Raw genomic sequence first — 19,485 nt, 5'->3', positions numbered from 1 at the left:
CCGACCGATTGACGCAGCCTCCATAAGAAGGGAGAACAATTAAATGATTCGTTCAATGTATTCAGGTATCGCAGGTCTTAAAAACTTCCAGACAAAGCTGGACGTAATTGGTAACAATATAGCAAACGTTAATACTTTCGGGTTCAAAAAAGGCCGTGTGACATTCCAGGAAGCGATGAACCAGACAATCCAGGGTGCCAGTGCTGCTGTTGAGGGCCGAGGAGGTAAAAACCCGCTTCAGGTTGGACTTGGTTCTGTAACAGCAACGATTGACAGTGTTCAGACACAAGCATCGCTTCAAAATACAGGTCGTTCACTGGATTTAGCGATCAATGGTGACGGATTCTTCGTGGTTCAGGGTCCTGGTGGACAAAACCTTTATACGAGAGGCGGGAACTTCTACCTTGATCAGACTGGTATGGTTGTAACAGGTGATGGATATCGTGTTCAGCAGTTTACTGGTACAGGAGAACTTGATGACATATTTGTTAATAGTTCAGCTGTTTTAGCTGCTCAAACAACAACACAGGTTACGCTGCAAGGAAACCTGCCTAGTAACCTGGCTGATCCGAATTTTGAGTTTAGTACTCAGATGAAAGTAACGGATACAGTTGGAACTGAGCACGTAATCAGAGTTGATATCACACCACAAACAGTTGCCGGACCTCCGGTTTCTGTATCTCCAAACCAATGGAATGTCAATTTCACCAACGGTGGCAATACAACGACTATGCCACTTACGTTTGATGCAGCGGGCGTTCCGACCTTTACGCCAGGTGCAACTATACCGATTGGCGGTGGTACGTTAGCGCTTCCTGCTGCAGCATATAATTTTGCCAACTTGACAAACGATCCGAATGATGTGACTTTCCAAGTGAATGCTAATGGTAATCAACAGGGTGTTCTTGAAAGCTTTTCGGTAAGTGCATCGGGTGTCGTTAATGGTGTTTATTCAAACGGTCTTGTAGAGGAAATTGCAACACTAAGTTTGGCTATTTTCAACAATCCATCTGGTCTCGTGAAAGTAGGTAATAACCTCTTCCAGGAGTCTGTTAACTCAGGAGTAGCTAACCTTGGTACGTCAGAAGATGCTGGTGGAACGATTTCTTCCGGTACGCTCGAAATGTCCAACGTCGATCTTTCAGAAGAATTTACCGAAATGATTACGGCTCAGCGTGGATTCCAGGCAAATACACGTATTATTACAACGTCTGATCAGATTTTAGAAGAATTGGTGAACTTGAAGCGATAATCAGGTGAGGGAGGTGACGGTGCCTTCTTAATCAGAGGGCACCGGCTGCTATGATTCAAGTAAGAAGATTAAATGGAAAAGAGTTTATGATAAACGCCATTTATGTTGAAACAGTAGAGGCTTTTCCTGACACCACGATTACGCTGACAAATGGGAAAAAATATATAGTGAGAAACTCCATGGAAGAAGTACAGGAGCAGATCCGATCGTTTTACCGGTCAATCCATGTACTAAATTTGAGTCAGCTGAAAGGAGATGATGACGATGAAGAATAAGTTGCTGATGATTATGCTCATCATTCTTGTATCGATCACACTCATAGGTGTTATAGCAGTCGTTGTGTTTAATCAGCTGGCCTCCGGTGATGAAGAAGGCGAAGAAGAAGCAGTTGAACTGTCTGTAGAAGAAATAGCAGAAGCGACTGTAAGTATTCCGGAAGTGACCACAAACATTAATGGTAATAACTTTGCAAGAGTGACGGTTTCGATTCAGACAGACAGCAAAGAAGCAGCAGAAGAACTGACGCAGCTCGAGTTTATGGTGAAGGATATCCTGATTGGTGAACTTTCAGAGATGTCTAAAACTGATCTTGAAGGAAGTGCGGGTAAAGACGCTTTTAAAGAAATTATCAAAAACAGAGTGAATGAATTTATGCATGAAGGCGAAGTTCTTCAGGTATATACGACAGATATTGTCGTTCAATAATGAATGCAGCAGGTGGACGGAGGTGAATGGAAGTGGCTGGAGATATACTCTCTCAAAATGAAATTGATGCATTATTATCAGCTATCTCTACCGGGGAGATGTCTGCAGAAGAAATTAAAAAAGAAGAGCAGGAAAAGAAGGTTAAGGTCTATGACTTTAAAAGGGCGCTTCGTTTTTCGAAAGATCAGATCCGGAGTATCTCCCGGATCCATGAAAACTTTGCCCGACTGCTCACTACATATTTCTCTGCACAGCTCCGGACATTTGTTCAAATAAATGTGGCTTCGGTGGACCAGATTCCTTATGAAGAATTTATCAGATCAGTGCCTAAAATGACGATCTTAAATGTTTATGAGATTCCGCCGCTCGATGGAAAGATTCTGATGGAAATTAATCCGAACATAGCTTATGCCATGATGGATCGGGTGCTTGGCGGTCATGGTTCGAGTGTAAGTAAGGTTGATAACCTGACAGAGATTGAAACAAAAATCATGTCGACCATGTTTGAAAGGGCATTTGATAACTTAAGGGAAGCGTGGGGATCGGTAGCGGAAATTGATCCGATCCTGACCGATTTCGAGGTAAATCCCCAATTTTTACAGGTTATATCGCCTAATGAAACGGTTGTCGTGATTTCACTCAACACAGTTGTTGGTGAATCAACGGGTATGATTAATATTTGTCTCCCGCATGTGGTGCTTGAGCCGATCATGCCTAACCTGTCCATTAAGTACTGGATGCAATCAGAAAAAAAGGCAATCAAACCGGAAGAACAGCTTCAACTTGAGCGCCGTGTGAAAAAAGCAGATCTTGTTATTTCAGCAGAACTTGGAACATCAGTGATGGAAATAGAAGATTTTCTGATGCTTGAAGTTGGGGATGTGCTTGAGCTGAATCACCGGTTTGATGAGCCGGTTACGCTGAAAATTGGCGATGTTCCAAAATTTACAGCTCAGCCGGGACAGCTTGGTAAGAAAATTGGTGTTCAGATTATTGAAGAATTGAAAGGAGGAGAGGACGATGATGAGTGATGACATGCTCTCCCAGGATGAAATTGATGCTTTGTTAAAAGGAACAGCTGATGAGGAAGATGAAACAGAAAAAAAACCGGCAGATAATGAACCGAATCTGTCCGACTATTTGGACGATATGGCGATTGATGCTTTAGGTGAAATTGGTAATATCTCGTTTGGAAGCTCAGCTACCGCTCTTTCCACACTTTTAAATCAGAAGGTGGACATTACTACACCAGAAGTAACGATTGTAAAAACAGAAACAGTATCCAAATCATTTCCACACCCTTCTGCTGCCATTAACGTGCATTACACAGAAGGTTTAAAAGGAAATAACCTGCTTGTTATTAAACAGCAGGACGCAGCCGTTATTGCAGACTTAATGCTTGGAGGAGATGGTACGAGTCCATCCGGTGACCTTGGGGAAATTCAGCTGAGTGCCGTCCAGGAAGCCATGAATCAGATGATGGGGTCTGCCGCTACATCAATGTCAACGATCTTTGGTGCAAAGGTGGATATTTCGCCGCCGAGCATTGATCTTGTAAATCTTGATCAGTCTGAAGGGATGCATAACCTGCCAGATTCAGAGTTTGTTATTCAAATATCTTTCAATTTGAAGATTGGTACACTGATTGACTCAAATATTATGCAGCTGATTCCGCTTGAATTCGGTCAGATGATTGTTGATCAGCTTACTGGTGCGAATCAATCTCAGCCTGATCATGAAGCTGCCGCCTCATCTGCCGTGGCAGAACGGCCTGCGCCTGCAGTAGTGCAAGAGCAGCTGGTGCAAAAACAGCAGCCCGAGCCATCAAGGTTTGCTGAAGAACCTGTCGATGACGATAGAATTCAGCTTAATCGTGAGCGGCCTGCTAGCACGGTTGATGTCCAGCCGGCACAGTTTTCACAGTTTGACTCGCCGGGGTTAAGTGCCGGAGAGTCCAGAAACCTTAATCTTCTTCTTGATATCCCTCTTTCAGTCACGGTTGAGTTAGGAAGAACGAAACGATCGGTTCAGGAAATTCTTGAATTGACATCTGGTTCCATTATTGAACTTGATAAGTTGGCGGGCGAACCCGTAGATATTCTTGTTAATAACCGGTTAATCGCTAAAGGTGAGGTAGTCGTTATCGAAGAAAACTTCGGTGTCCGCCTGACTGATATTGTAAGTAAAACAGACCGCTTAAATAAATTACGCTAATTATAGCTTGGGGGTATTTTGAAATGGCAAAGAAGATATTAATCGTTGATGATGCAGCGTTTATGCGAATGATGATCAAAGATATTCTGACTAAAAACGGATTTGAAGTAGTCGGTGAGGCTGCTGACGGTCAGCAGGCTGTTGAAAAATATAAAGAAACATCGCCTGACCTCGTTACGATGGACATCACGATGCCTGAAATGGACGGAATTACTGCGCTGAAGGAAATCAAAAAGATGGACAGTTCAGCAAAAATCATTATGTGTTCAGCAATGGGACAGCAATCAATGGTAATTGATGCTATTCAGGCTGGAGCTAAAGACTTTATCGTTAAACCTTTTCAAGCTGACCGGGTTGTTGAGGCGATTAGTAAAGCGATAGGTTGATCAATATGAAAAAATGGTTTTGCATTTTTCTCCTCCTTGGCATCGTGATGCTAGGAGGAGAAAAATTTAGTTATGCCTCACCGGGAAATGTTTCTGATTGTATGGGTGAAAATCCTTCAGCGGAATGTACTGACCAGGAAATTCCTTCAGTTGGTTCGTCTGAGGACTCCGGAACTGAGATTAATTTTATGACATTTGTCAGATTGATTGGAGCTCTTGCGCTTGTCATCGTACTTTTGTATGGATTGTTAAAGTTTGTTAACAGTAAAACAAGAAATTTTCAACAGTCTAAAATGATCCGGAATCTTGGCGGTACAACACTCGGAGGAAATCGTTCCATACAGATCGTTAAAGTGGCAGGAAGCTACTATATTCTCGGGGTAGGTGAAGACGTTCAGCTCATAAAGGAAGTTACCGGTGAAGAAGAGATTAAAGAACTGGAAGCATTTTATGATGAAAAAAATCATCAGTCCGTTCAAACGAGCCCACTTTCCAACCTGTTATCAGTTAAGAAAAAGATAGCAGGCAGCCAGTCAGTAAAAGCATCAAACGAATTATCGTTCACAAAGCTTTTCGAGAGCCAGCTTAAACAGCAAAAGGAAGATCGAAAGCGGATTTTTGAAAAAGCCAAGAGCAAGGAGCGTAACGAAGATGGATGAGTTTATACAGTTTTTTAATGATAGTCCTCCAGATGACGTCGCAACCTCTGTGCGGCTTTTGCTGCTATTAACGGTCCTTTCACTGGCACCTGGCATTCTCATTTTGATGACATCATTTACACGGATTGTGATCGTTTTGTCCTTTGTCAGGACGTCACTCGCCACACAGCAGATGCCGCCGAACCAGGTGATCGTTGGACTTGCGCTGTTTCTTACTTTTTTTGTCATGGCGCCTGTGCTCAGCGAGGTGAATGAACGTGCATTGACCCCTTTGTTTAATGAAGAAATTGATCTGGAAACAGCCTATGAAGAAGCCTCCATTCCTTTCAAGGAATTTATGAGTGAGCATACACGTCAAAAGGACCTTGAGCTGTTTTTAAGTTACACAGAGGCAGAAAGGCCTGAAACGATTCAGGACATTCCGCTGACAGTCATGGTACCGGCATTTGCGCTAAGTGAAATTAAAACAGCGTTTCAAATGGGATTTATGATTTTTATTCCGTTTCTCGTCATTGATATGGTTGTTGCTTCGATTCTCATGTCCATGGGGATGATGATGCTCCCGCCAGTGATGATTTCGCTGCCATTTAAAATTTTGTTATTTATATTAGTAGATGGCTGGTATCTTGTTATGCAGTCGTTACTTCAGAGCTTTTAGGGCAGGTGAATCAGATTGAATGGAGAAATGGTTATTTCCATCGCAGAACGCGGTGTTTATATTACACTGGCGATCAGTCTTCCACTGATGCTGGTTGCGCTGATTGTAGGTCTGCTGGTCAGTATTTTTCAGGCAACTACTCAAATTCAGGAGCAGACGCTCGCCTTTATTCCAAAGATTATTGCCGTCATGGTGGCACTGATTTTCTTTGGACCGTGGATGTTAACGCAGCTTGTTGCCTATGCTGAAGATATTTTTACAAATTTAACACGGTACATAGGTTAAACAGATGGAAGAATTGTATCCAAGACTTACTATTTTGTTGCTTATCGTAGCAAGGGTTTCAGCATTTTTTGTGACGATTCCATTGTTTTCACACAGAACAATTCCCGCTACACACCGGATAGGAATGGCGCTATTGTTATCGTGGATGATGTATTACACCATCGACGCGGAACCATTTGATATTAACGGAGAATATATTCTTCTAATTATTAAAGAAGCAGCTGTCGGTTTATTTATCGGCTTAATTGCCTACATTGTTTTGTCTGCTATACAAATTGCCGGAAATTTTATTGATTTTCAGATGGGCTTTGCCATTGCAAATATCATTGACCCTCAAACTGGTGCGCAAAGTCCGCTAACAGGTCAGTACTTATATACACTGTCTTTATTATTGCTGCTTGCTTTAAACGGCCATCATTTAATCATGGATGGAATCTTTTTCAGCTATCAGTTTATCCCGCTGGATCAGGCCACACTTAATTTTGGGAACCCGATGACAGCGGAACTGGTCATTAAAGCATTTGCTGCAACCTTTATGATTGCTTTTCAAATGGCTGCCCCTGTTATTGCCACCCTGTTTCTTGTGGACGTGGCGCTTGGAATCGTGGCCAGAACGTCACCTCAGTTTAATATTTTTGTTATTGGTTTTCCGATAAAAATTACCGTTGCCTTTGTTGTCCTGATTATATTGATGGGGGTAACATTTCAGGTTATTCAGTCTCTGTTTGACCTCATGTTTGTTGTGATGAGAGATCTGATGAGTGTTTTAGGGGATGGTGGATCATGAAGCTACAGTTGAATCTTCAGTTTTTTGCAGGTGAGAAAACGGAAAAAGCCACTCCTAAAAAACGTCTGGACTCGCGTAAGAAAGGTCAGGTTGCAAAGAGTCAGGATGTAAATACTGCGATCATTTTGTTTGCTGTATTTCTGTTTTTGTTTTTTGCTGGTGGCTGGTTTAGAGAGCGGATGCTGAACATGGTGGCTGTGCCGCTCATGGATTATATCAAACGTCCCGTGACACTTGATTCAACGATGATCGTGTATGGTGAAATGCTCACGCAGGTTGCCTGGCTTGTGCTTCCTATTATGGGGGTTGCTGCAATCGGTGGCATTGTTGGTAACTATCTGCAGGTGGGATTTCTTGTTTCAACAGATCCACTGAAGCCAAAGCTCTCAAAGCTTGATCCAATAAAAGGTTTTAAAAGGATATTTTCTGCACGAGCGTTAGTTGAACTTTTAAAGTCAGTCCTTAAAATATCACTTGTTGGTTTAACAACTTTTCTGGTTATCTGGTTCAGTATTGAAGAAGTGCTCCAGCTGTCTCTAAAGCCTGTTGCACAAACCCTTATCACGACAGGTTCACTGACAGTTCAGATGGGCTTGTTCGCATCAGCCCTGTTGATTCTTTTGTCGGTTCTTGACTATCTGTACCAGAAATACGATTTTGAAAAAAATATACGGATGTCTAAACAGGACATTAAAGACGAATATAAAAACACGGAAGGGGATCCGCTGATCAAATCAAAGATTAAGCAGCGGCAAAGGGAAATGGCGATGAAACGGATGATGTCAGAGATTCCGGACGCAGACGTTGTCATCACCAACCCGACCCACTATGCCATTGTTTTGAAATATAAAGATGGGGAATTTGAAGCCCCTGTAGTCGTTGCAAAAGGAGTCGATTTTATTGCACAGAAAATAAAATTGATTGCTAAAGAAAATGATGTCATTGCTGTTGAGAACAGGCCGCTTGCAAGAGCGCTTTATGATCAGGCAGAAATTGGTGACCCGATTCCTGAAGAGTTCTTTAAAGCAGTGGCTGAAATTCTTGCTTATGTATACCGGATAAAAAACAAAGTGTAATACTTTGAAAGGGGACCAGCATGAAAGGAAAAGATTTAGCCATACTCGGAAGCGTCATCCTGATCATCGCAATGTTGGTCATTCCGCTGCCTTCCTGGATGCTTAGCGTATTTATAATCATTAATATAACATTGGGGCTCATTGTACTTCTTGTCTCGATGAATATGAGAGAGCCGCTTGAATTTGCGATTTTCCCGGCACTGATCCTTTTGCTCACTCTGTTCAGACTTGGTCTGAACGTATCGACAACCCGAGCTATTTTAAGTCGGGGGGAAGCTGGTGGTGTTGTTGAGACTTTCGGTACGTTTGTTACCGGGGGAAATATTTTAGTCGGGATCGTTGTCTTTATCATCCTGATTATTATTCAGTTTATCGTTATCACTAAGGGGGCGGAACGTGTATCTGAAGTCGCTGCCCGATTCACACTCGATGCGATGCCAGGTAAGCAGATGAGTATAGATGCTGATTTAAATGCAGGCATGATTAACGAAACAGAAGCACGTGAACGTCGTGAAAAGGTCGGCAGGGAAGCTGACTTTTACGGAGCGATGGATGGTGCAACCAAATTCGTTAAAGGAGATGCGATTGCCGGTATTATTATTGTCATGATCAACCTGATTTTTGGTATGGTGATCGGGATTGTTCAAATGGGTATGCCGCTTGCAGACGCTGCAAACCAGTTTTCTTTGCTGACTGTCGGAGATGGCATTGTCTCGCAGATCCCTGCTCTGCTGATTTCGACGGCTACAGGTATCGTTGTAACGCGTGCCGCTTCTGATGGAAACCTCGGACAGGACATTACGTCTCAAATGTTTTCTTTTGCGCCGATTATGTATGTTGCTGCCGTAACCATTGCCCTGCTCGGAATCTTTACACCAATCAGTAATCTGCTGACGCTTCCAATCGCGCTGATTTTAGCAATAGGTGGATACATGCTGTCTCAGTCCAAGAAAAACGAGATGGAAGATCCGCTTGAAGTCGAAGAGGAGACCGCAACGGATGAAATGAAGAGTCCTGAAAGTGTAGTCAGCCTGTTAAATGTCGATCAGATTGAATTTGAATTTGGTTATGGTTTGATTCCGCTTGCTGATGCCAATCAGGGAGGGGACCTGTTGGATAGAATTGTGATGATCCGCCGTCAGCTGGCGCTCGAACTCGGCCTGGTTATACCTGTTGTAAGAATTCGGGATAACATTCAGCTTCAGCCAAACGAATACAGACTGAAAATTAAAGGAAATGAAGTCGCAAAAGGAGAACTTCTCCTTGACCATTATCTGGCTATGAGTCCAGGGGATGATGATTCAATTGACGGTATTGATACGATTGAACCTTCATTTGGGCTGCCGGCCAAATGGATAGATGAATCGGTGAAGGATCAGGCTGAGATGCTTGGATACACGGTTGTCGATCCACCGTCTGTAGTGTCAACACATATTACTGAAATGATCAAAGGTCATGCAGATAACCTGCTCGGACGTCAGGAAACGAAGCAGCTGATCGATCATCTGCAGCAGTCCTATCCAATATTAGTCGAGGAAGTAACGCCATCGCCTTTATCAATTGGAGATGTTCAGAAGGTTTTATCGAAGCTGCTTAAAGAAAATGTGTCTATACGGAATCTGCCGGTAATTTTCGAAACGCTTGCTGATTATGCGAAAATGACGTCAGATACTGATGTGCTGGCTGAATATGTAAGACAATCTTTAGCCAAACAAATAACAAGTCAATTTGCTCAGCCTGGTGACACGTTAAAAGTGATTACATTGTCAGGCAAAGTTGAAAAAATGACAGCAGATAATGTTCAGCAGACGGAGCATGGAAATTATCTTTCGCTGGATCCAAATGATTCACAAAGAATTCTTGAGGCAATGGCTCAACAGATTGAACAGCTTTCACTGACAGAACAGACACCGATCATTCTGTGTTCACCCGCAGTCCGGATGTATATTCGTCAGCTGACAGAGAGGTATTTCCCGCAAATTCCGATTCTGTCCTATAATGAACTCGAAGCAAATGTTGAAGTACAGAGTGTAGGGGTGGTGACGGTCGATTGAAGATGAAAAAAGTTACAGCGCCATCAATGCCTGAGGCGATGAAAAAAGTGCGTGCAGAATTAGGCAGTGACGCTGTTATTTTAAATTCAAAAGTCATTTATACCGGTGGATTTTTCGGTTTATTTAAAACGAAACAGATTGAGGTAGTGGCAGGTATCGATCAAACAGAGCCCGCTGCTGCCAAGGAAAGTCCTGGTTTGTTTCAAAATCCGGGTCATGAAAAGCTGGAAGAGGAAATCAGGGAACTGAAAAAATTAATGGTGAATATGTCTGCCAGCCAGAACAACAGGTTTCAGCATTTACCGTCACCTGTAGTGAATGTATTAAGTGATTACCAGAATCAGGATCTGCAAGATGAGTGGCTGCTCGAGCTCGGGGCATACCTTCATGAAAAGTGGAGGCAGGAATCTGATGACGAAAAACTGTATGATTGGGCTCTTTCTTATTTTCTGCAGCCTGTTGATCAGCTCGCGCATGGCGGTGTTCAGGCTGATAAGAAATATATCAGTCTGATAGGCCCGACAGGCGTGGGAAAAACGACCACTATTGCAAAAATGGCAGCAAAGCTCGTGGTTGAATCAAAGAAGAAAATTGCCTTCATCACAACAGATACTTACCGTATTGGTGCAATTGAACAGCTGAAGACGTATGCCCAGCTCTTAAATGTACCAATTGAAGTCGTTTATAAGCGTCAGGATTTTGATGAAGCAGCAGAGAAGTTCAGCGATTACGATCATATTTTTATTGATACTGCCGGGAGAAACTATAAAGAAATTCAGTATGTTGAAGATTTGATGAATACAATCAATTTCAATGAAGACATGCAGACATTTCTTGTTCTTTCCATGACGTCTAAACTGCAGGATATGCAGGCTGTATTCAGTCAGTTCGGCGATGTTGAGCTTGATGGGCTCATCTTTACAAAATGGGATGAGAGTGCAAGTGTCGGACCTGCCTATCACCTGATGACGAACAGTGGACTTGGAGCTGCTTATTTAACAACCGGTCAGGCAGTTCCTGAAGATATTAAAGAAGCAAATCCTGCCACGATTAGAGAATTTTTGAAAAAAGGTGTGAACCCGTATGGATCAAGCTGAAACGCTGAGAAGACAGATGATGAAGATGAGTGAAAAAACGGGAAAAGCAATTGCTGTTGTAAGTGGAAAAGGAGGGGTTGGAAAATCCAATTTCTCTATTAATTTCTCATCTGAGCTGGCGAATCTTGGGCATAAAGTGCTGCTGATGGATATGGATATAGGAATGGGAAATGTCCATATCCTGTTAGGGCAGCAGTCCGGTAAAACGATTCTTCATTTTCTTGAAGGGGATGGATCGATTGAAGAGGTCACCTATCAGGTCGATCAAAATTTTTCCTATATTGCTGGCGGTTCAGGTTTGAATAAGATGATAGAGTGGAAAGATATTGAAATAACCAGATTACTTGATGGATTTAATGAGCTCATTCATCAATACGATTATCTGATTTTTGATATGGGTGCAGGAGCATCTGCCAACGGGCTTGAATTAATTATGGCGGCTGATGAAGTATTCGTAATTACAACGGGGGAACCAACCTCCATCATGGACGCTTATTCTATGATGAAATTTATACATATGAAAGATGAATCCAAAGATTTTTCACTCTTATGCAATCGGGTGATGGATCGCGCGGAAGGTAAATTAGCACTCGAAAGGCTCGAGACGGCTGCTGAAAGATTTCTGGGCAAAAAAGTCCGACTGCTTGGCAGTCTCCCTGAAGATCCTTCTGTGAGAAAAGCTGTTAACAGTCAGGTGCCTTTTACAAAAATGTATCCGGCATCTCCAGCTGCAAAAACGCTAAGGAAACTTACCACAGCTTATATTGAAAATCAACAATCCGACATTCATTCTGTGAAGCCGCGATTTACTGAGAGGCTTAGTGCATTTTTCAGAAAAAAGTGAGGTGCTGAGATGGTAAGGGAAGAAATAATAAAAGTGCTCGTTGTAGACGATTCAGCTTTTATGCGCAAACTGATTCAGGAGTTTCTGTCAGAGGTTCCTTCAATTGCGGTTGTCGGAACAGCTAGAAATGGTCAGGATGCCATCGCGAAAATCCGCCTTTTAAAACCACATGTCGTCACGATGGATGTTGAGATGCCGGTTATGAGCGGACTTGAAGCTTTAAAAATCATTATGAAAGATCATCCACTGCCGGTAATAATGCTTTCAAGCACGACAGTTCAAGGTGCTGAGAACGCATTTTTAGCCATGGATTACGGGGCAGTGGATTTTATTGCAAAACCTTCTGGTACTATATCACTAGATTTACATAAGGTGAAAAAAGAACTCGTGGAAAAAGTGATACATGCTTCCAGTGCGAAAATTTCAACAATGAACCATGTTATAAAGAAAACGCCTGAAAATAAAATATATACTGAAAAAGTCACGGTTAATGCCGATAGTAAATATGTAGGTGCACGCACTCCTAAAAACTCCCTTGTTCTAATCGGGACATCCACTGGAGGACCAAGGGCGCTTCAGGAAGTCCTGTCAGCTCTTCCTAAACAGTTAAAGGCACCTGTTGTCGTTGTACAGCACATGCCGCCGGGATTTACAAAATCTCTGGCCGCAAGGCTGAATCAGTTATCTGAGCTGACCATCAAGGAAGCTGAGCAGGGTGACGTATTAAAAAACGGTCATGTGTATATTGCTCCCGGCGATTATCATATGACACTGACTCAGTCTTCAGCTGAAATTACCATCAGGCTGGATCAGAGTCCTCCAAGGAACGGACACCGTCCATCTGTTGATGTAATGTTTGAATCTGCTGCGCAGTTAAAAATAAAAAAAATTGCCGTGATTATGACTGGAATGGGTGCAGATGGGTCTAAAGGTCTGGTACACTTACATCATCATCATGATGTGACCTCAATAGCAGAGTCAAAAGAAACATGTGTTGTTTATGGAATGCCTAAGGCAGCTGCAACAACCGGCTTAATCAGCTATGTGGATCCATTGCCACAAATTGCAGGAAGAATCGCAAAACTTGCGGAAGGGTGAGTTCTTATGGAAATGAATCAGTATCTGGAAGTATTCATTGAAGAAAGTAAAGATCATTTGCAGAACTGTAATACACAATTGCTTGAACTTGAAAAAAATCCGGAGGACCTTAAGATTGTTAACGAGATTTTCAGATCTGCCCACACGTTAAAAGGGATGTCTGCAACAATGGGGTATGAGGATCTCGCCAACCTGACACATAACCTTGAAAACGTGCTGGATGGGATCCGCAATGAGAAACTGACTGTCAGTACAGACATGATGGATGTTCTTTTTGCAGCGGTCGATGATCTTGAAGAAATGATTACATCCATCGCTGGTGGCGGGGATGGCAAAAAAAATGTGGAATCAACGATCAGCAGACTCGCAGCCATTGAAAAGGGTGAAGTATTAACTGAGGAGAACTCCTCGAATGCTTTACAGGTAAAGACTGAAGTATCATACGACCAGTTTGAGCAGACCGTTCTTCATCAGTCTCTTGAGCAGGGCTATCATGCATACGAACTGACAGTTGCATTAAGAGATGACTGTCTGCTGAAAGCTGCACGTGTATATATGGTATTTGAAGTGCTTGAAAAAGTCGCTGAGGTTGTAAAATCTTCTCCAACTGTCGATCAGCTTGAAGAGGAGAATTTTGATCAGCATTTTACCGTTACGATCGTAACAAAAGAAGATGCTTCTTTTGTGGAAAAGAGCGTAATGAAAGTGTCAGAAGTTGAACAGGCTGTTGCTAAAAAGCTTGATATTGCCGGGTTCCAGGCAGAAGCAGAAGCGGCTGTTACGATTTTGGAAGCGGATGTTCCGACAGCAGGGGCTGAAGTTGAGCAGTCGAACCATCCAACGGTTGAAAAGGAAATTCCAAAAAATCAGGTAGCTAACAAGACGATTCGTGTAAATATTGACAGACTCGATGTTCTGATGAATCTGTTCGAGGAACTTGTTATTGACAGAGGCAGATTAGAGCAGATATCAAAAGAATTGAATCACGGTGAGCTGAACGAAACGGTGGAAAGAATGTCAAGAATCTCCGGTGACCTTCAGTCTATTATTCTGACGATGAGAATGGTACCGGTTGAAACAGTATTTAACCGCTTCCCGAGAATGATCCGTCAGCTGGCGCGGGATTTGAATAAACAGATTAATCTCGAGATCAGTGGTCAGGATACAGAGCTTGACCGGACTGTTATTGATGAAATAGGCGATCCTCTCGTACATCTGCTTAGAAATGCAATTGATCATGGTATTGAAAGCCCTGCAGAACGTGCAGCAAAAGGTAAGCCTGAAACAGGTACGATTGATCTTCGTGCTTATCATAGTGGAAACCATGTCTTTATTGAAATTCAGGATGATGGTGCAGGAATCAGCAAGGAAAAAGTTCTTGATAAAGCGCTGTCAAAGGGAATTGTTACTGAAGAACAGGTTCAGACCATGACAGACAGCCAGATTTATGAGCTGATTATGGCATCAGGATTCTCAACAGCTGAGACGATTTCTGATATTTCCGGAAGAGGCGTTGGACTTGATGTTGTGAAGACAACAATTGAATCTCTTGGCGGAACCATTACGATTCATTCCACACCGGGAGAAGGGTCCATTTTCTCCGTTCAGCTTCCGTTGACGCTATCCATTATCTCAGTCATGCTGACAGAGATTGAAAATGAGAAGTTTGCGATCCCGTTATCCTCTATCATTGAGACAGCAATCGTTAAAAACGAAGAAATCCTTCACGCTCATAACCAGCGTGTGATTGATTTCCGCGGCAAAGTTGTTCCGCTTGTTTTCCTGAATGAAGTGTTTGACGTCAACAAGGAAGCGGAAGAAGACATTCATTCTGTTATTATTGTCAGAAAAGGTGAAAAACTTGCTGGGCTCGTTGTAGATTCATTTATTGGGCAGCAGGAAGTCGTGCTGAAAACGCTGGGTGACTACCTTGGTGATATATTTGCTATCTCCGGAGCTACTATACTTGGTGACGGTCAGGTCGCATTAATCGTAGATTGCAACGCATTAATTCAATAAAGAAAAGAGGTGTCAGCAGATGACTGTTTTGGTAAACGATTTAAAGGTGATTGTTTTTCAACTTCTGAATAAAGAATATGCCGTTCCGGTTCAAAATGTACAGTCTATTGAAAAAGTCATGCACATTACCCGGGTACCAGGCGTTCCCTCTCACGTTAAAGGCGTTGTAAATCTGAGAGGAGTCGTTACTCCGATTATTGATCTCAGAACGAGATTTGGCATCGAAGCCGGATCTTTTGATGAGCATACACGAATCATTATTGTCACACTTGATGGACGGGAAGTAGGCTTAATCGTTGATTCAGCCAATGATGTACTTGATATCCCTGAAACGTCCATCGAACCGCAGCCAAATGTAGTGGGAAGTATTGAAGCTGATTTTATCAGCGGTGTTGCTAAAATTGAACGCAGGCTGTTAATTCTTCTTCAGCTCGATAAAGTACTGGAGAATGTCTCATGAGTTATGAGGACACCATCACAAGTTATCATCTAGATATATTAAGAGAGATCGGAAATATTGGTGCAGGTCATGCTGCCACGGCTCTTTCCACTTTGCTTGGCAATAAAGTGGATATGTCTGTGCCCCATGTAAAGGTCGTTTCTTTTGATGAGATGATGGAGATGGCAGGCGGACCTGAAAACGTTGTAGTCAGCGTCTTTCTCCGGATTGAAGGGGAAATGACCGGGAGTATGTTCTTCATTTTATCTATTGAACAGGCTTCAGGGTTTATACGCACCATGATAAAGGATGACAGCTTCAATTTTGAACAGATTGCTGAATCGGAAATGGGGCTTTCAGCTCTTCAGGAGATGGGGAATATTCTTTCAGGCTCTTATTTATCCTCCTTGTCTGACTTTACGAATCTTAATTTGTATCCAACGGTTCCTGCCATCGCAGTTGATATGGCAGGTGCCATTATCAGCTATGGTCTCGTAGAAGTTTCACAGGCAGGTGATAAGGCCATCGTGATTGATACTGAACTTGCGAACGAGGGGAAAAAGACTGAAGGTGCAAACGGCCAGTTCTTTTTGCTGCCTGATCCGGATTCGTTCCGGACCCTTTTTCATGCATTAGGAGTCGAATAAAATGCTTAAGGTTGGAACCGTAATAAAAATTGGGATTGCAGATTCAGGTGTAGCAGAGCCGCCGGATAAAATACGGACATCCGGACTCGGCTCATGTGTGGGCGTGATTCTTTACGATGAACGTTCAAAAAAAGCCGGGTTGCTTCATGTCATGCTTCCCGATTCTGCTTTGGCAAGATCCGGAGAGATTAATCCTGCAAAGTTTGCAGACACCGGAGTCACCCATCTGATCAGCCAAATGGGACTTCCGGCAACCCGCCTGAAGGCAAAAATTGCCGGAGGTGCACAGATGTTTCAGTTTTCCACTCAGAAAGATACGATGAGGATTGGGCCCAGGAATGTAGAAGCTGTAAAAGCTGAATTGAAAAAATTAAATATTCCCATCATCAGTGAAGATACAGGGGGTAGCAGTGGACGTACAATCGAGTTTGATCCAGTCACTTACCAGCTGTCTGTTCGAACTGTCAATGTAGGGGAAAAAATGATCTGATGGTGCTTTTGTTATGAATCATCAGCGCCATCATTTGAAAAGCAGACTCAATATGGGTCTGTTTTTTTATATCATCCGTAAAACGCTTCAGGGAAGCTGGTGAAACGGTCTCGATAAATGGTTATTTGAGGTCTTTAGAACCAGTCTCTTTTTTTAAATGCCTGAACACAAGTCATACTCCTTTTGATATAATGGAAAGTATATATTATCAGTCTAAAGGAGGATCCCCATGAGTCAGGCAGCGACAGATCTTGAAAAACATTATTGGCAGATGTGGACAGCCTCCAGAGATGCATATGCTGGTGATATGCTCGTTCAGCGATACATGCCATTGGTGCAATATCATGTACAGCGTATCAGTGCCGGTCTTCCGAAAAATGTTTCACGTGATGATATCAAAAGTCTGGGCTTGATGGGACTGCTGGATGCACTACAAAAATTTGATCCGGCCAGGGATCTGAAATTTGATACGTATGCTTCCTTCAGAATCCGCGGTGCCATCATTGACGGATTGCGAAAAGAAGACTGGATGCCAAGGTCGGCACGGGAAAAAGCTAAAAAAGTTGAATCAGTGATTGAAGAGCTGGAGCAGAAATCACTTCGTCATGTGGAACCGGATGAAGTAGCTGCTGCACTGGACGTTCCGGTTGAAGAGGTTTATCAGATCACACAGGAGCATTTGTTTGCCAACGTTCTCTCGATGGACGAGCATGCCACGGAAGAAGACGGTGAAACAGCTGCTTTTACAATTAAAGACCGTAATTCAGTGCTGCCGGAAGATCAGCTCGTGAAAAATGAACTGATTGAAGATCTGGCACAAAAGATTGGTCAATTGAATGAAAAGGAACAGCTGGTCATCAGCCTTTTCTACACAGAAGAGCTTACCCTCACTGAAATTGGAGAGGTCATGAATTTATCAACATCACGAATTTCCCAGATTCATTCAAAATGTCTGTTTAAACTGAGAAAGCTCCTCGCTGCCGAATACCAATCCTGAGGAGGAGCGTTTTGAAAGGGAGCGTGCTGTATGGCATTTAAAGTCATCAGTTTACAAATGTCCATTCCAAAAACAATTGAAGCCGGGCGATCCGCAGATCAGCAGCAACAGCAGAATGCAGTCACACAGAGCCAGCTCGCAGCACTTGCTGAAAAGGATCTTTTACGAAAGCGGGCATCCGTAAACCGCTATGGGGAAAGTGAGAAAGCAAAACTTAAAAAGCAGAGCGCAGAAGAATTTTCTGATCAGTCTCAGGAAACTGAAAGGCCGGAAGTGAAGGAAAAACATGAGTCGCAAAAAGATCACCATCCTTTTAAAGGAAGAAGAATCGATTTTTCGGGCTGATGATAAGGAGACATTATGATTTTATTTTTACTCATTTTATCGTTACTATTTAACATTGCTGCATTTTTATCCATCTACCTGCTGTTTATGAGGCAGAACCGGCTCATAGACAAGGAAGTACAGCACGAACGGGCATTAAATGAAATCGAACAGACCTTTACTGCCTATCTGCTCGAAATAAAAGAAGAAAACGAGGTATTCCTCAAACAGTTTGAAACATTGCAATCAAAGCAGGCTGTAACGGGAGCTGTTCAACCTGCCAAAGCTGTGAAGCAGACGGAGCAGGAAGTATCAGGGTCACTCATTAGTAAAACGGCTAAAAAAATGGCAGTGTCCTCTTATCAATCATCCCTGCCACAGGAAACAGCACCGGCTGAAAAAACACCTGCTGAACAGGCCGTTTTACTTAAACAGCAGGGTCTGAGCATCGCTGACATTGCCAAAAAGCTGAATAAAGGAAAAACGGAAGTGGAACTGATGATTAAGTTCAGTCAAAACGCAAAATAACTGCTTGCTGATGACTCTGCTGTGTGGTATAGTAATTAACGGTGTTAATACACACGCTTCGTGATTTGGCGAATTGGTGCTGCCGTAATGGCAGTTTTCGACTTAAACATGACCGGAGCGGAGGAGAAAACCATAAGGAGGAACTAACACTATGTCAGTTATTTCAATGAAACAATTGCTTGAAGCAGGTGTTCACTTTGGACACCAGACACGTCGCTGGAACCCGAAAATGAAGAAGTATATCTTCACAGAGCGTAACGGAATCTACATTATTGACCTTCAAAAGACGGTTAAGAAAGTAGAAGAAGCTTACAAGTTCGTGAAAGAAGTATCTGCTAACGGCGGAGAAGTTCTTTTCGTAGGAACGAAGAAGCAGGCTCAGGAGTCAGTGAAAGAAGAAGCAGAACGTGCAGGACAGCACTTCATCAACCAGCGCTGGTTAGGTGGAACGCTGACTAACTTCGACACAATCCAGCTTCGTATTAACCGTCTTAAGAAAATCGAAAAGATGGAAGAAGATGGTACATTCGATGTACTTCCAAAGAAAGAAGTCGTTCAGCTTAAGAAAGAATATGAGCGTCTTGTGAAATTCCTTGGCGGTATCAGAGATATGAAGAAGCTTCCTGATGCACTATTCATCATCGACCCACGCAAAGAGCGTATCGCGGTTGCGGAAGCACGTAAACTGAACATTCCAATCGTAGGTATTGTTGATACAAACTGTGATCCGGATGAAATCGACTACGTAATCCCTGCAAACGATGATGCAATCCGCGCAGTAAAACTTCTTACTTCTAAAATGGCTGATGCGATTCTTGAATCAAAGCAGGTTGAAGAAGAGGAAGAAGAAGCAGTAGCTGCTGAGTAATGTATAGCTGAAAAGGTGATAAGCGGGAACTTCCCTTATCACCTTTTTTAAAGGAATA

At 42.8% G+C, this 19,485-nt stretch carries 23 protein-coding genes; all 23 read left to right on the top strand.

What is annotated here, in order from left to right; translation table 11 throughout:
• Window positions 1-43 precede the first annotated feature (43 nt).
• The 23 genes from E2491_RS01495 (at window position 44) to rpsB (ending at window position 19,427) form a co-directional block, all read left to right on the top strand.
• Window positions 44-1,252: a flagellar hook protein FlgE gene (locus E2491_RS01495; RefSeq protein WP_134371824.1), complete on the top strand. Its 1,209-nt coding sequence runs from the start codon at window positions 44-46 to the stop codon at window positions 1,250-1,252.
• Window positions 1,253-1,302: 50 nt separating this feature from the next.
• Complete coding sequence (locus E2491_RS01490; protein ID WP_134371822.1) at window positions 1,303-1,527, top strand: flagellar FlbD family protein; 225 nt, start codon at window positions 1,303-1,305, stop codon at window positions 1,525-1,527.
• On the top strand, window positions 1,517-1,957 hold the full coding sequence (gene fliL / locus E2491_RS01485; protein WP_134371820.1) for a flagellar basal body-associated protein FliL: 441 nt from the start codon (window positions 1,517-1,519) through the stop codon (window positions 1,955-1,957). The genes E2491_RS01490 and fliL overlap by 11 nt, the downstream gene beginning before the upstream one ends.
• 32 nt (window positions 1,958-1,989) lie before the next feature.
• Window positions 1,990-2,988, top strand: a complete 999-nt coding sequence (fliM, locus tag E2491_RS01480; protein ID WP_134372256.1) for a flagellar motor switch protein FliM — start codon at window positions 1,990-1,992, stop codon at window positions 2,986-2,988.
• Complete coding sequence (gene fliY, locus E2491_RS01475; RefSeq protein WP_166805761.1) at window positions 2,978-4,171, top strand: flagellar motor switch phosphatase FliY; 1,194 nt, start codon at window positions 2,978-2,980, stop codon at window positions 4,169-4,171. The genes fliM and fliY overlap by 11 nt, the downstream gene beginning before the upstream one ends.
• Window positions 4,172-4,194: 23 nt before the next feature.
• Complete coding sequence (locus E2491_RS01470; protein WP_134371818.1) at window positions 4,195-4,557, top strand: chemotaxis protein CheY; 363 nt, start codon at window positions 4,195-4,197, stop codon at window positions 4,555-4,557.
• Window positions 4,558-4,562: 5 nt separating this feature from the next.
• Entirely contained in the window at window positions 4,563-5,216 is a 654-nt protein-coding gene (locus E2491_RS01465; protein ID WP_134371816.1) for a flagellar biosynthetic protein FliO, read from the top strand.
• Window positions 5,209-5,874, top strand: coding sequence for a flagellar type III secretion system pore protein FliP (gene fliP / locus E2491_RS01460; RefSeq protein ID WP_134371814.1), 666 nt, complete (start codon window positions 5,209-5,211; stop codon window positions 5,872-5,874). The genes E2491_RS01465 and fliP overlap by 8 nt, the downstream gene beginning before the upstream one ends.
• A 15-nt stretch (window positions 5,875-5,889) precedes the next feature.
• Complete coding sequence (fliQ, locus tag E2491_RS01455; RefSeq protein WP_134371812.1) at window positions 5,890-6,159, top strand: flagellar biosynthesis protein FliQ; 270 nt, start codon at window positions 5,890-5,892, stop codon at window positions 6,157-6,159.
• Window positions 6,160-6,163: 4 nt separating this feature from the next.
• Window positions 6,164-6,946 (top strand): flagellar biosynthetic protein FliR, encoded by a 783-nt coding sequence (gene fliR, locus E2491_RS01450; protein ID WP_134371810.1) that lies wholly within the window; start codon window positions 6,164-6,166, stop codon window positions 6,944-6,946.
• Window positions 6,943-8,022 (top strand): flagellar biosynthesis protein FlhB, encoded by a 1,080-nt coding sequence (gene flhB, locus E2491_RS01445; protein WP_134371808.1) that lies wholly within the window; start codon window positions 6,943-6,945, stop codon window positions 8,020-8,022. Before fliR ends, flhB begins: the two co-directional genes overlap by 4 nt.
• 20 nt (window positions 8,023-8,042) lie before the next feature.
• Window positions 8,043-10,076, top strand: coding sequence for a flagellar biosynthesis protein FlhA (flhA, locus tag E2491_RS01440; RefSeq protein WP_134371806.1), 2,034 nt, complete (start codon window positions 8,043-8,045; stop codon window positions 10,074-10,076).
• 2 nt (window positions 10,077-10,078) lie between these two features.
• On the top strand, window positions 10,079-11,173 hold the full coding sequence (locus tag E2491_RS01435; protein WP_371414443.1) for a flagellar biosynthesis protein FlhF: 1,095 nt from the start codon (window positions 10,079-10,081) through the stop codon (window positions 11,171-11,173).
• Window positions 11,160-12,017 (top strand): MinD/ParA family protein, encoded by an 858-nt coding sequence (locus E2491_RS01430; protein WP_134371802.1) that lies wholly within the window; start codon window positions 11,160-11,162, stop codon window positions 12,015-12,017. The genes E2491_RS01435 and E2491_RS01430 overlap by 14 nt, the downstream gene beginning before the upstream one ends.
• A 9-nt stretch (window positions 12,018-12,026) precedes the next feature.
• Entirely contained in the window at window positions 12,027-13,115 is a 1,089-nt protein-coding gene (locus tag E2491_RS01425; protein ID WP_134371800.1) for a protein-glutamate methylesterase/protein-glutamine glutaminase, read from the top strand.
• Window positions 13,116-13,121: 6 nt separating this feature from the next.
• On the top strand, window positions 13,122-15,134 hold the full coding sequence (locus E2491_RS01420) for a chemotaxis protein CheA (protein WP_134371798.1): 2,013 nt from the start codon (window positions 13,122-13,124) through the stop codon (window positions 15,132-15,134).
• Between the two features lie 19 nt (window positions 15,135-15,153).
• Complete coding sequence (locus E2491_RS01415; protein WP_134371796.1) at window positions 15,154-15,594, top strand: chemotaxis protein CheW; 441 nt, start codon at window positions 15,154-15,156, stop codon at window positions 15,592-15,594.
• Entirely contained in the window at window positions 15,591-16,220 is a 630-nt protein-coding gene (locus tag E2491_RS01410; RefSeq protein WP_134371794.1) for a chemotaxis protein CheC, read from the top strand. The genes E2491_RS01415 and E2491_RS01410 overlap by 4 nt, the downstream gene beginning before the upstream one ends.
• 1 nt (window position 16,221) lies before the next feature.
• Window positions 16,222-16,710 carry a chemotaxis protein CheD gene (locus E2491_RS01405; RefSeq protein ID WP_134371792.1) on the top strand — a complete coding sequence of 163 codons (489 nt, stop codon included), beginning with the start codon at window positions 16,222-16,224 and terminating at the stop codon, window positions 16,708-16,710.
• A gap of 229 nt (window positions 16,711-16,939) precedes the next feature.
• Window positions 16,940-17,707 carry a FliA/WhiG family RNA polymerase sigma factor gene (locus E2491_RS01400; protein ID WP_134371790.1) on the top strand — a complete coding sequence of 256 codons (768 nt, stop codon included), beginning with the start codon at window positions 16,940-16,942 and terminating at the stop codon, window positions 17,705-17,707.
• A 30-nt stretch (window positions 17,708-17,737) separates the two neighbouring features.
• Window positions 17,738-18,052 carry an RNA polymerase subunit sigma gene (locus tag E2491_RS01395; protein ID WP_134371788.1) on the top strand — a complete coding sequence of 105 codons (315 nt, stop codon included), beginning with the start codon at window positions 17,738-17,740 and terminating at the stop codon, window positions 18,050-18,052.
• A 15-nt stretch (window positions 18,053-18,067) separates the two neighbouring features.
• Window positions 18,068-18,559, top strand: coding sequence for a DUF6115 domain-containing protein (locus E2491_RS01390; protein WP_134371786.1), 492 nt, complete (start codon window positions 18,068-18,070; stop codon window positions 18,557-18,559).
• A 151-nt stretch (window positions 18,560-18,710) separates the two neighbouring features.
• On the top strand, window positions 18,711-19,427 hold the full coding sequence (gene rpsB / locus E2491_RS01385; RefSeq protein WP_134371784.1) for a 30S ribosomal protein S2: 717 nt from the start codon (window positions 18,711-18,713) through the stop codon (window positions 19,425-19,427).
• The last annotated feature ends 58 nt before the right edge of the window (window positions 19,428-19,485 follow it).

Origin of the sequence: Jeotgalibacillus sp. R-1-5s-1, assembly GCF_004405105.1 — a bacterium.
Taxonomy (GTDB): domain Bacteria; phylum Bacillota; class Bacilli; order Bacillales; family Jeotgalibacillaceae; genus Jeotgalibacillus.
The sequence above is the reverse complement of the archived record's forward strand: the minus strand, read 5'-3'. Positions and strand labels throughout refer to the sequence as shown.

What these genes read in the sequence shown, in the direction of transcription:
- flhB (WP_134371808.1), top strand. Translation starts at nt 6,943, where the DNA reads ATGAAGCTACAGTTGAATCTTCAGTTTTTTGCAGGTGAGAAAACGGAA.
- E2491_RS01495 (WP_134371824.1), top strand. Translation starts at nt 44, where the DNA reads ATGATTCGTTCAATGTATTCAGGTATCGCAGGTCTTAAAAACTTCCAG.
- rpsB (WP_134371784.1), top strand. Translation starts at nt 18,711, where the DNA reads ATGTCAGTTATTTCAATGAAACAATTGCTTGAAGCAGGTGTTCACTTT.
- fliY (WP_166805761.1), top strand. Translation starts at nt 2,978, where the DNA reads ATGATGAGTGATGACATGCTCTCCCAGGATGAAATTGATGCTTTGTTA.
- E2491_RS01415 (WP_134371796.1), top strand. Translation starts at nt 15,154, where the DNA reads ATGACTGTTTTGGTAAACGATTTAAAGGTGATTGTTTTTCAACTTCTG.
- E2491_RS01400 (WP_134371790.1), top strand. Translation starts at nt 16,940, where the DNA reads ATGAGTCAGGCAGCGACAGATCTTGAAAAACATTATTGGCAGATGTGG.
- flhA (WP_134371806.1), top strand. Translation starts at nt 8,043, where the DNA reads ATGAAAGGAAAAGATTTAGCCATACTCGGAAGCGTCATCCTGATCATC.
- E2491_RS01390 (WP_134371786.1), top strand. Translation starts at nt 18,068, where the DNA reads ATGATTTTATTTTTACTCATTTTATCGTTACTATTTAACATTGCTGCA.
- E2491_RS01470 (WP_134371818.1), top strand. Translation starts at nt 4,195, where the DNA reads ATGGCAAAGAAGATATTAATCGTTGATGATGCAGCGTTTATGCGAATG.
- E2491_RS01435 (WP_371414443.1), top strand. Translation starts at nt 10,079, where the DNA reads ATGAAAAAAGTTACAGCGCCATCAATGCCTGAGGCGATGAAAAAAGTG.
- fliP (WP_134371814.1), top strand. Translation starts at nt 5,209, where the DNA reads ATGGATGAGTTTATACAGTTTTTTAATGATAGTCCTCCAGATGACGTC.
- E2491_RS01425 (WP_134371800.1), top strand. Translation starts at nt 12,027, where the DNA reads ATGGTAAGGGAAGAAATAATAAAAGTGCTCGTTGTAGACGATTCAGCT.
- E2491_RS01410 (WP_134371794.1), top strand. Translation starts at nt 15,591, where the DNA reads ATGAGTTATGAGGACACCATCACAAGTTATCATCTAGATATATTAAGA.
- E2491_RS01420 (WP_134371798.1), top strand. Translation starts at nt 13,122, where the DNA reads ATGGAAATGAATCAGTATCTGGAAGTATTCATTGAAGAAAGTAAAGAT.
- E2491_RS01490 (WP_134371822.1), top strand. Translation starts at nt 1,303, where the DNA reads ATGATTCAAGTAAGAAGATTAAATGGAAAAGAGTTTATGATAAACGCC.
- E2491_RS01430 (WP_134371802.1), top strand. Translation starts at nt 11,160, where the DNA reads ATGGATCAAGCTGAAACGCTGAGAAGACAGATGATGAAGATGAGTGAA.
- E2491_RS01395 (WP_134371788.1), top strand. Translation starts at nt 17,738, where the DNA reads ATGGCATTTAAAGTCATCAGTTTACAAATGTCCATTCCAAAAACAATT.
- fliL (WP_134371820.1), top strand. Translation starts at nt 1,517, where the DNA reads ATGAAGAATAAGTTGCTGATGATTATGCTCATCATTCTTGTATCGATC.
- fliR (WP_134371810.1), top strand. Translation starts at nt 6,164, where the DNA reads ATGGAAGAATTGTATCCAAGACTTACTATTTTGTTGCTTATCGTAGCA.
- E2491_RS01465 (WP_134371816.1), top strand. Translation starts at nt 4,563, where the DNA reads ATGAAAAAATGGTTTTGCATTTTTCTCCTCCTTGGCATCGTGATGCTA.
- E2491_RS01405 (WP_134371792.1), top strand. Translation starts at nt 16,222, where the DNA reads ATGCTTAAGGTTGGAACCGTAATAAAAATTGGGATTGCAGATTCAGGT.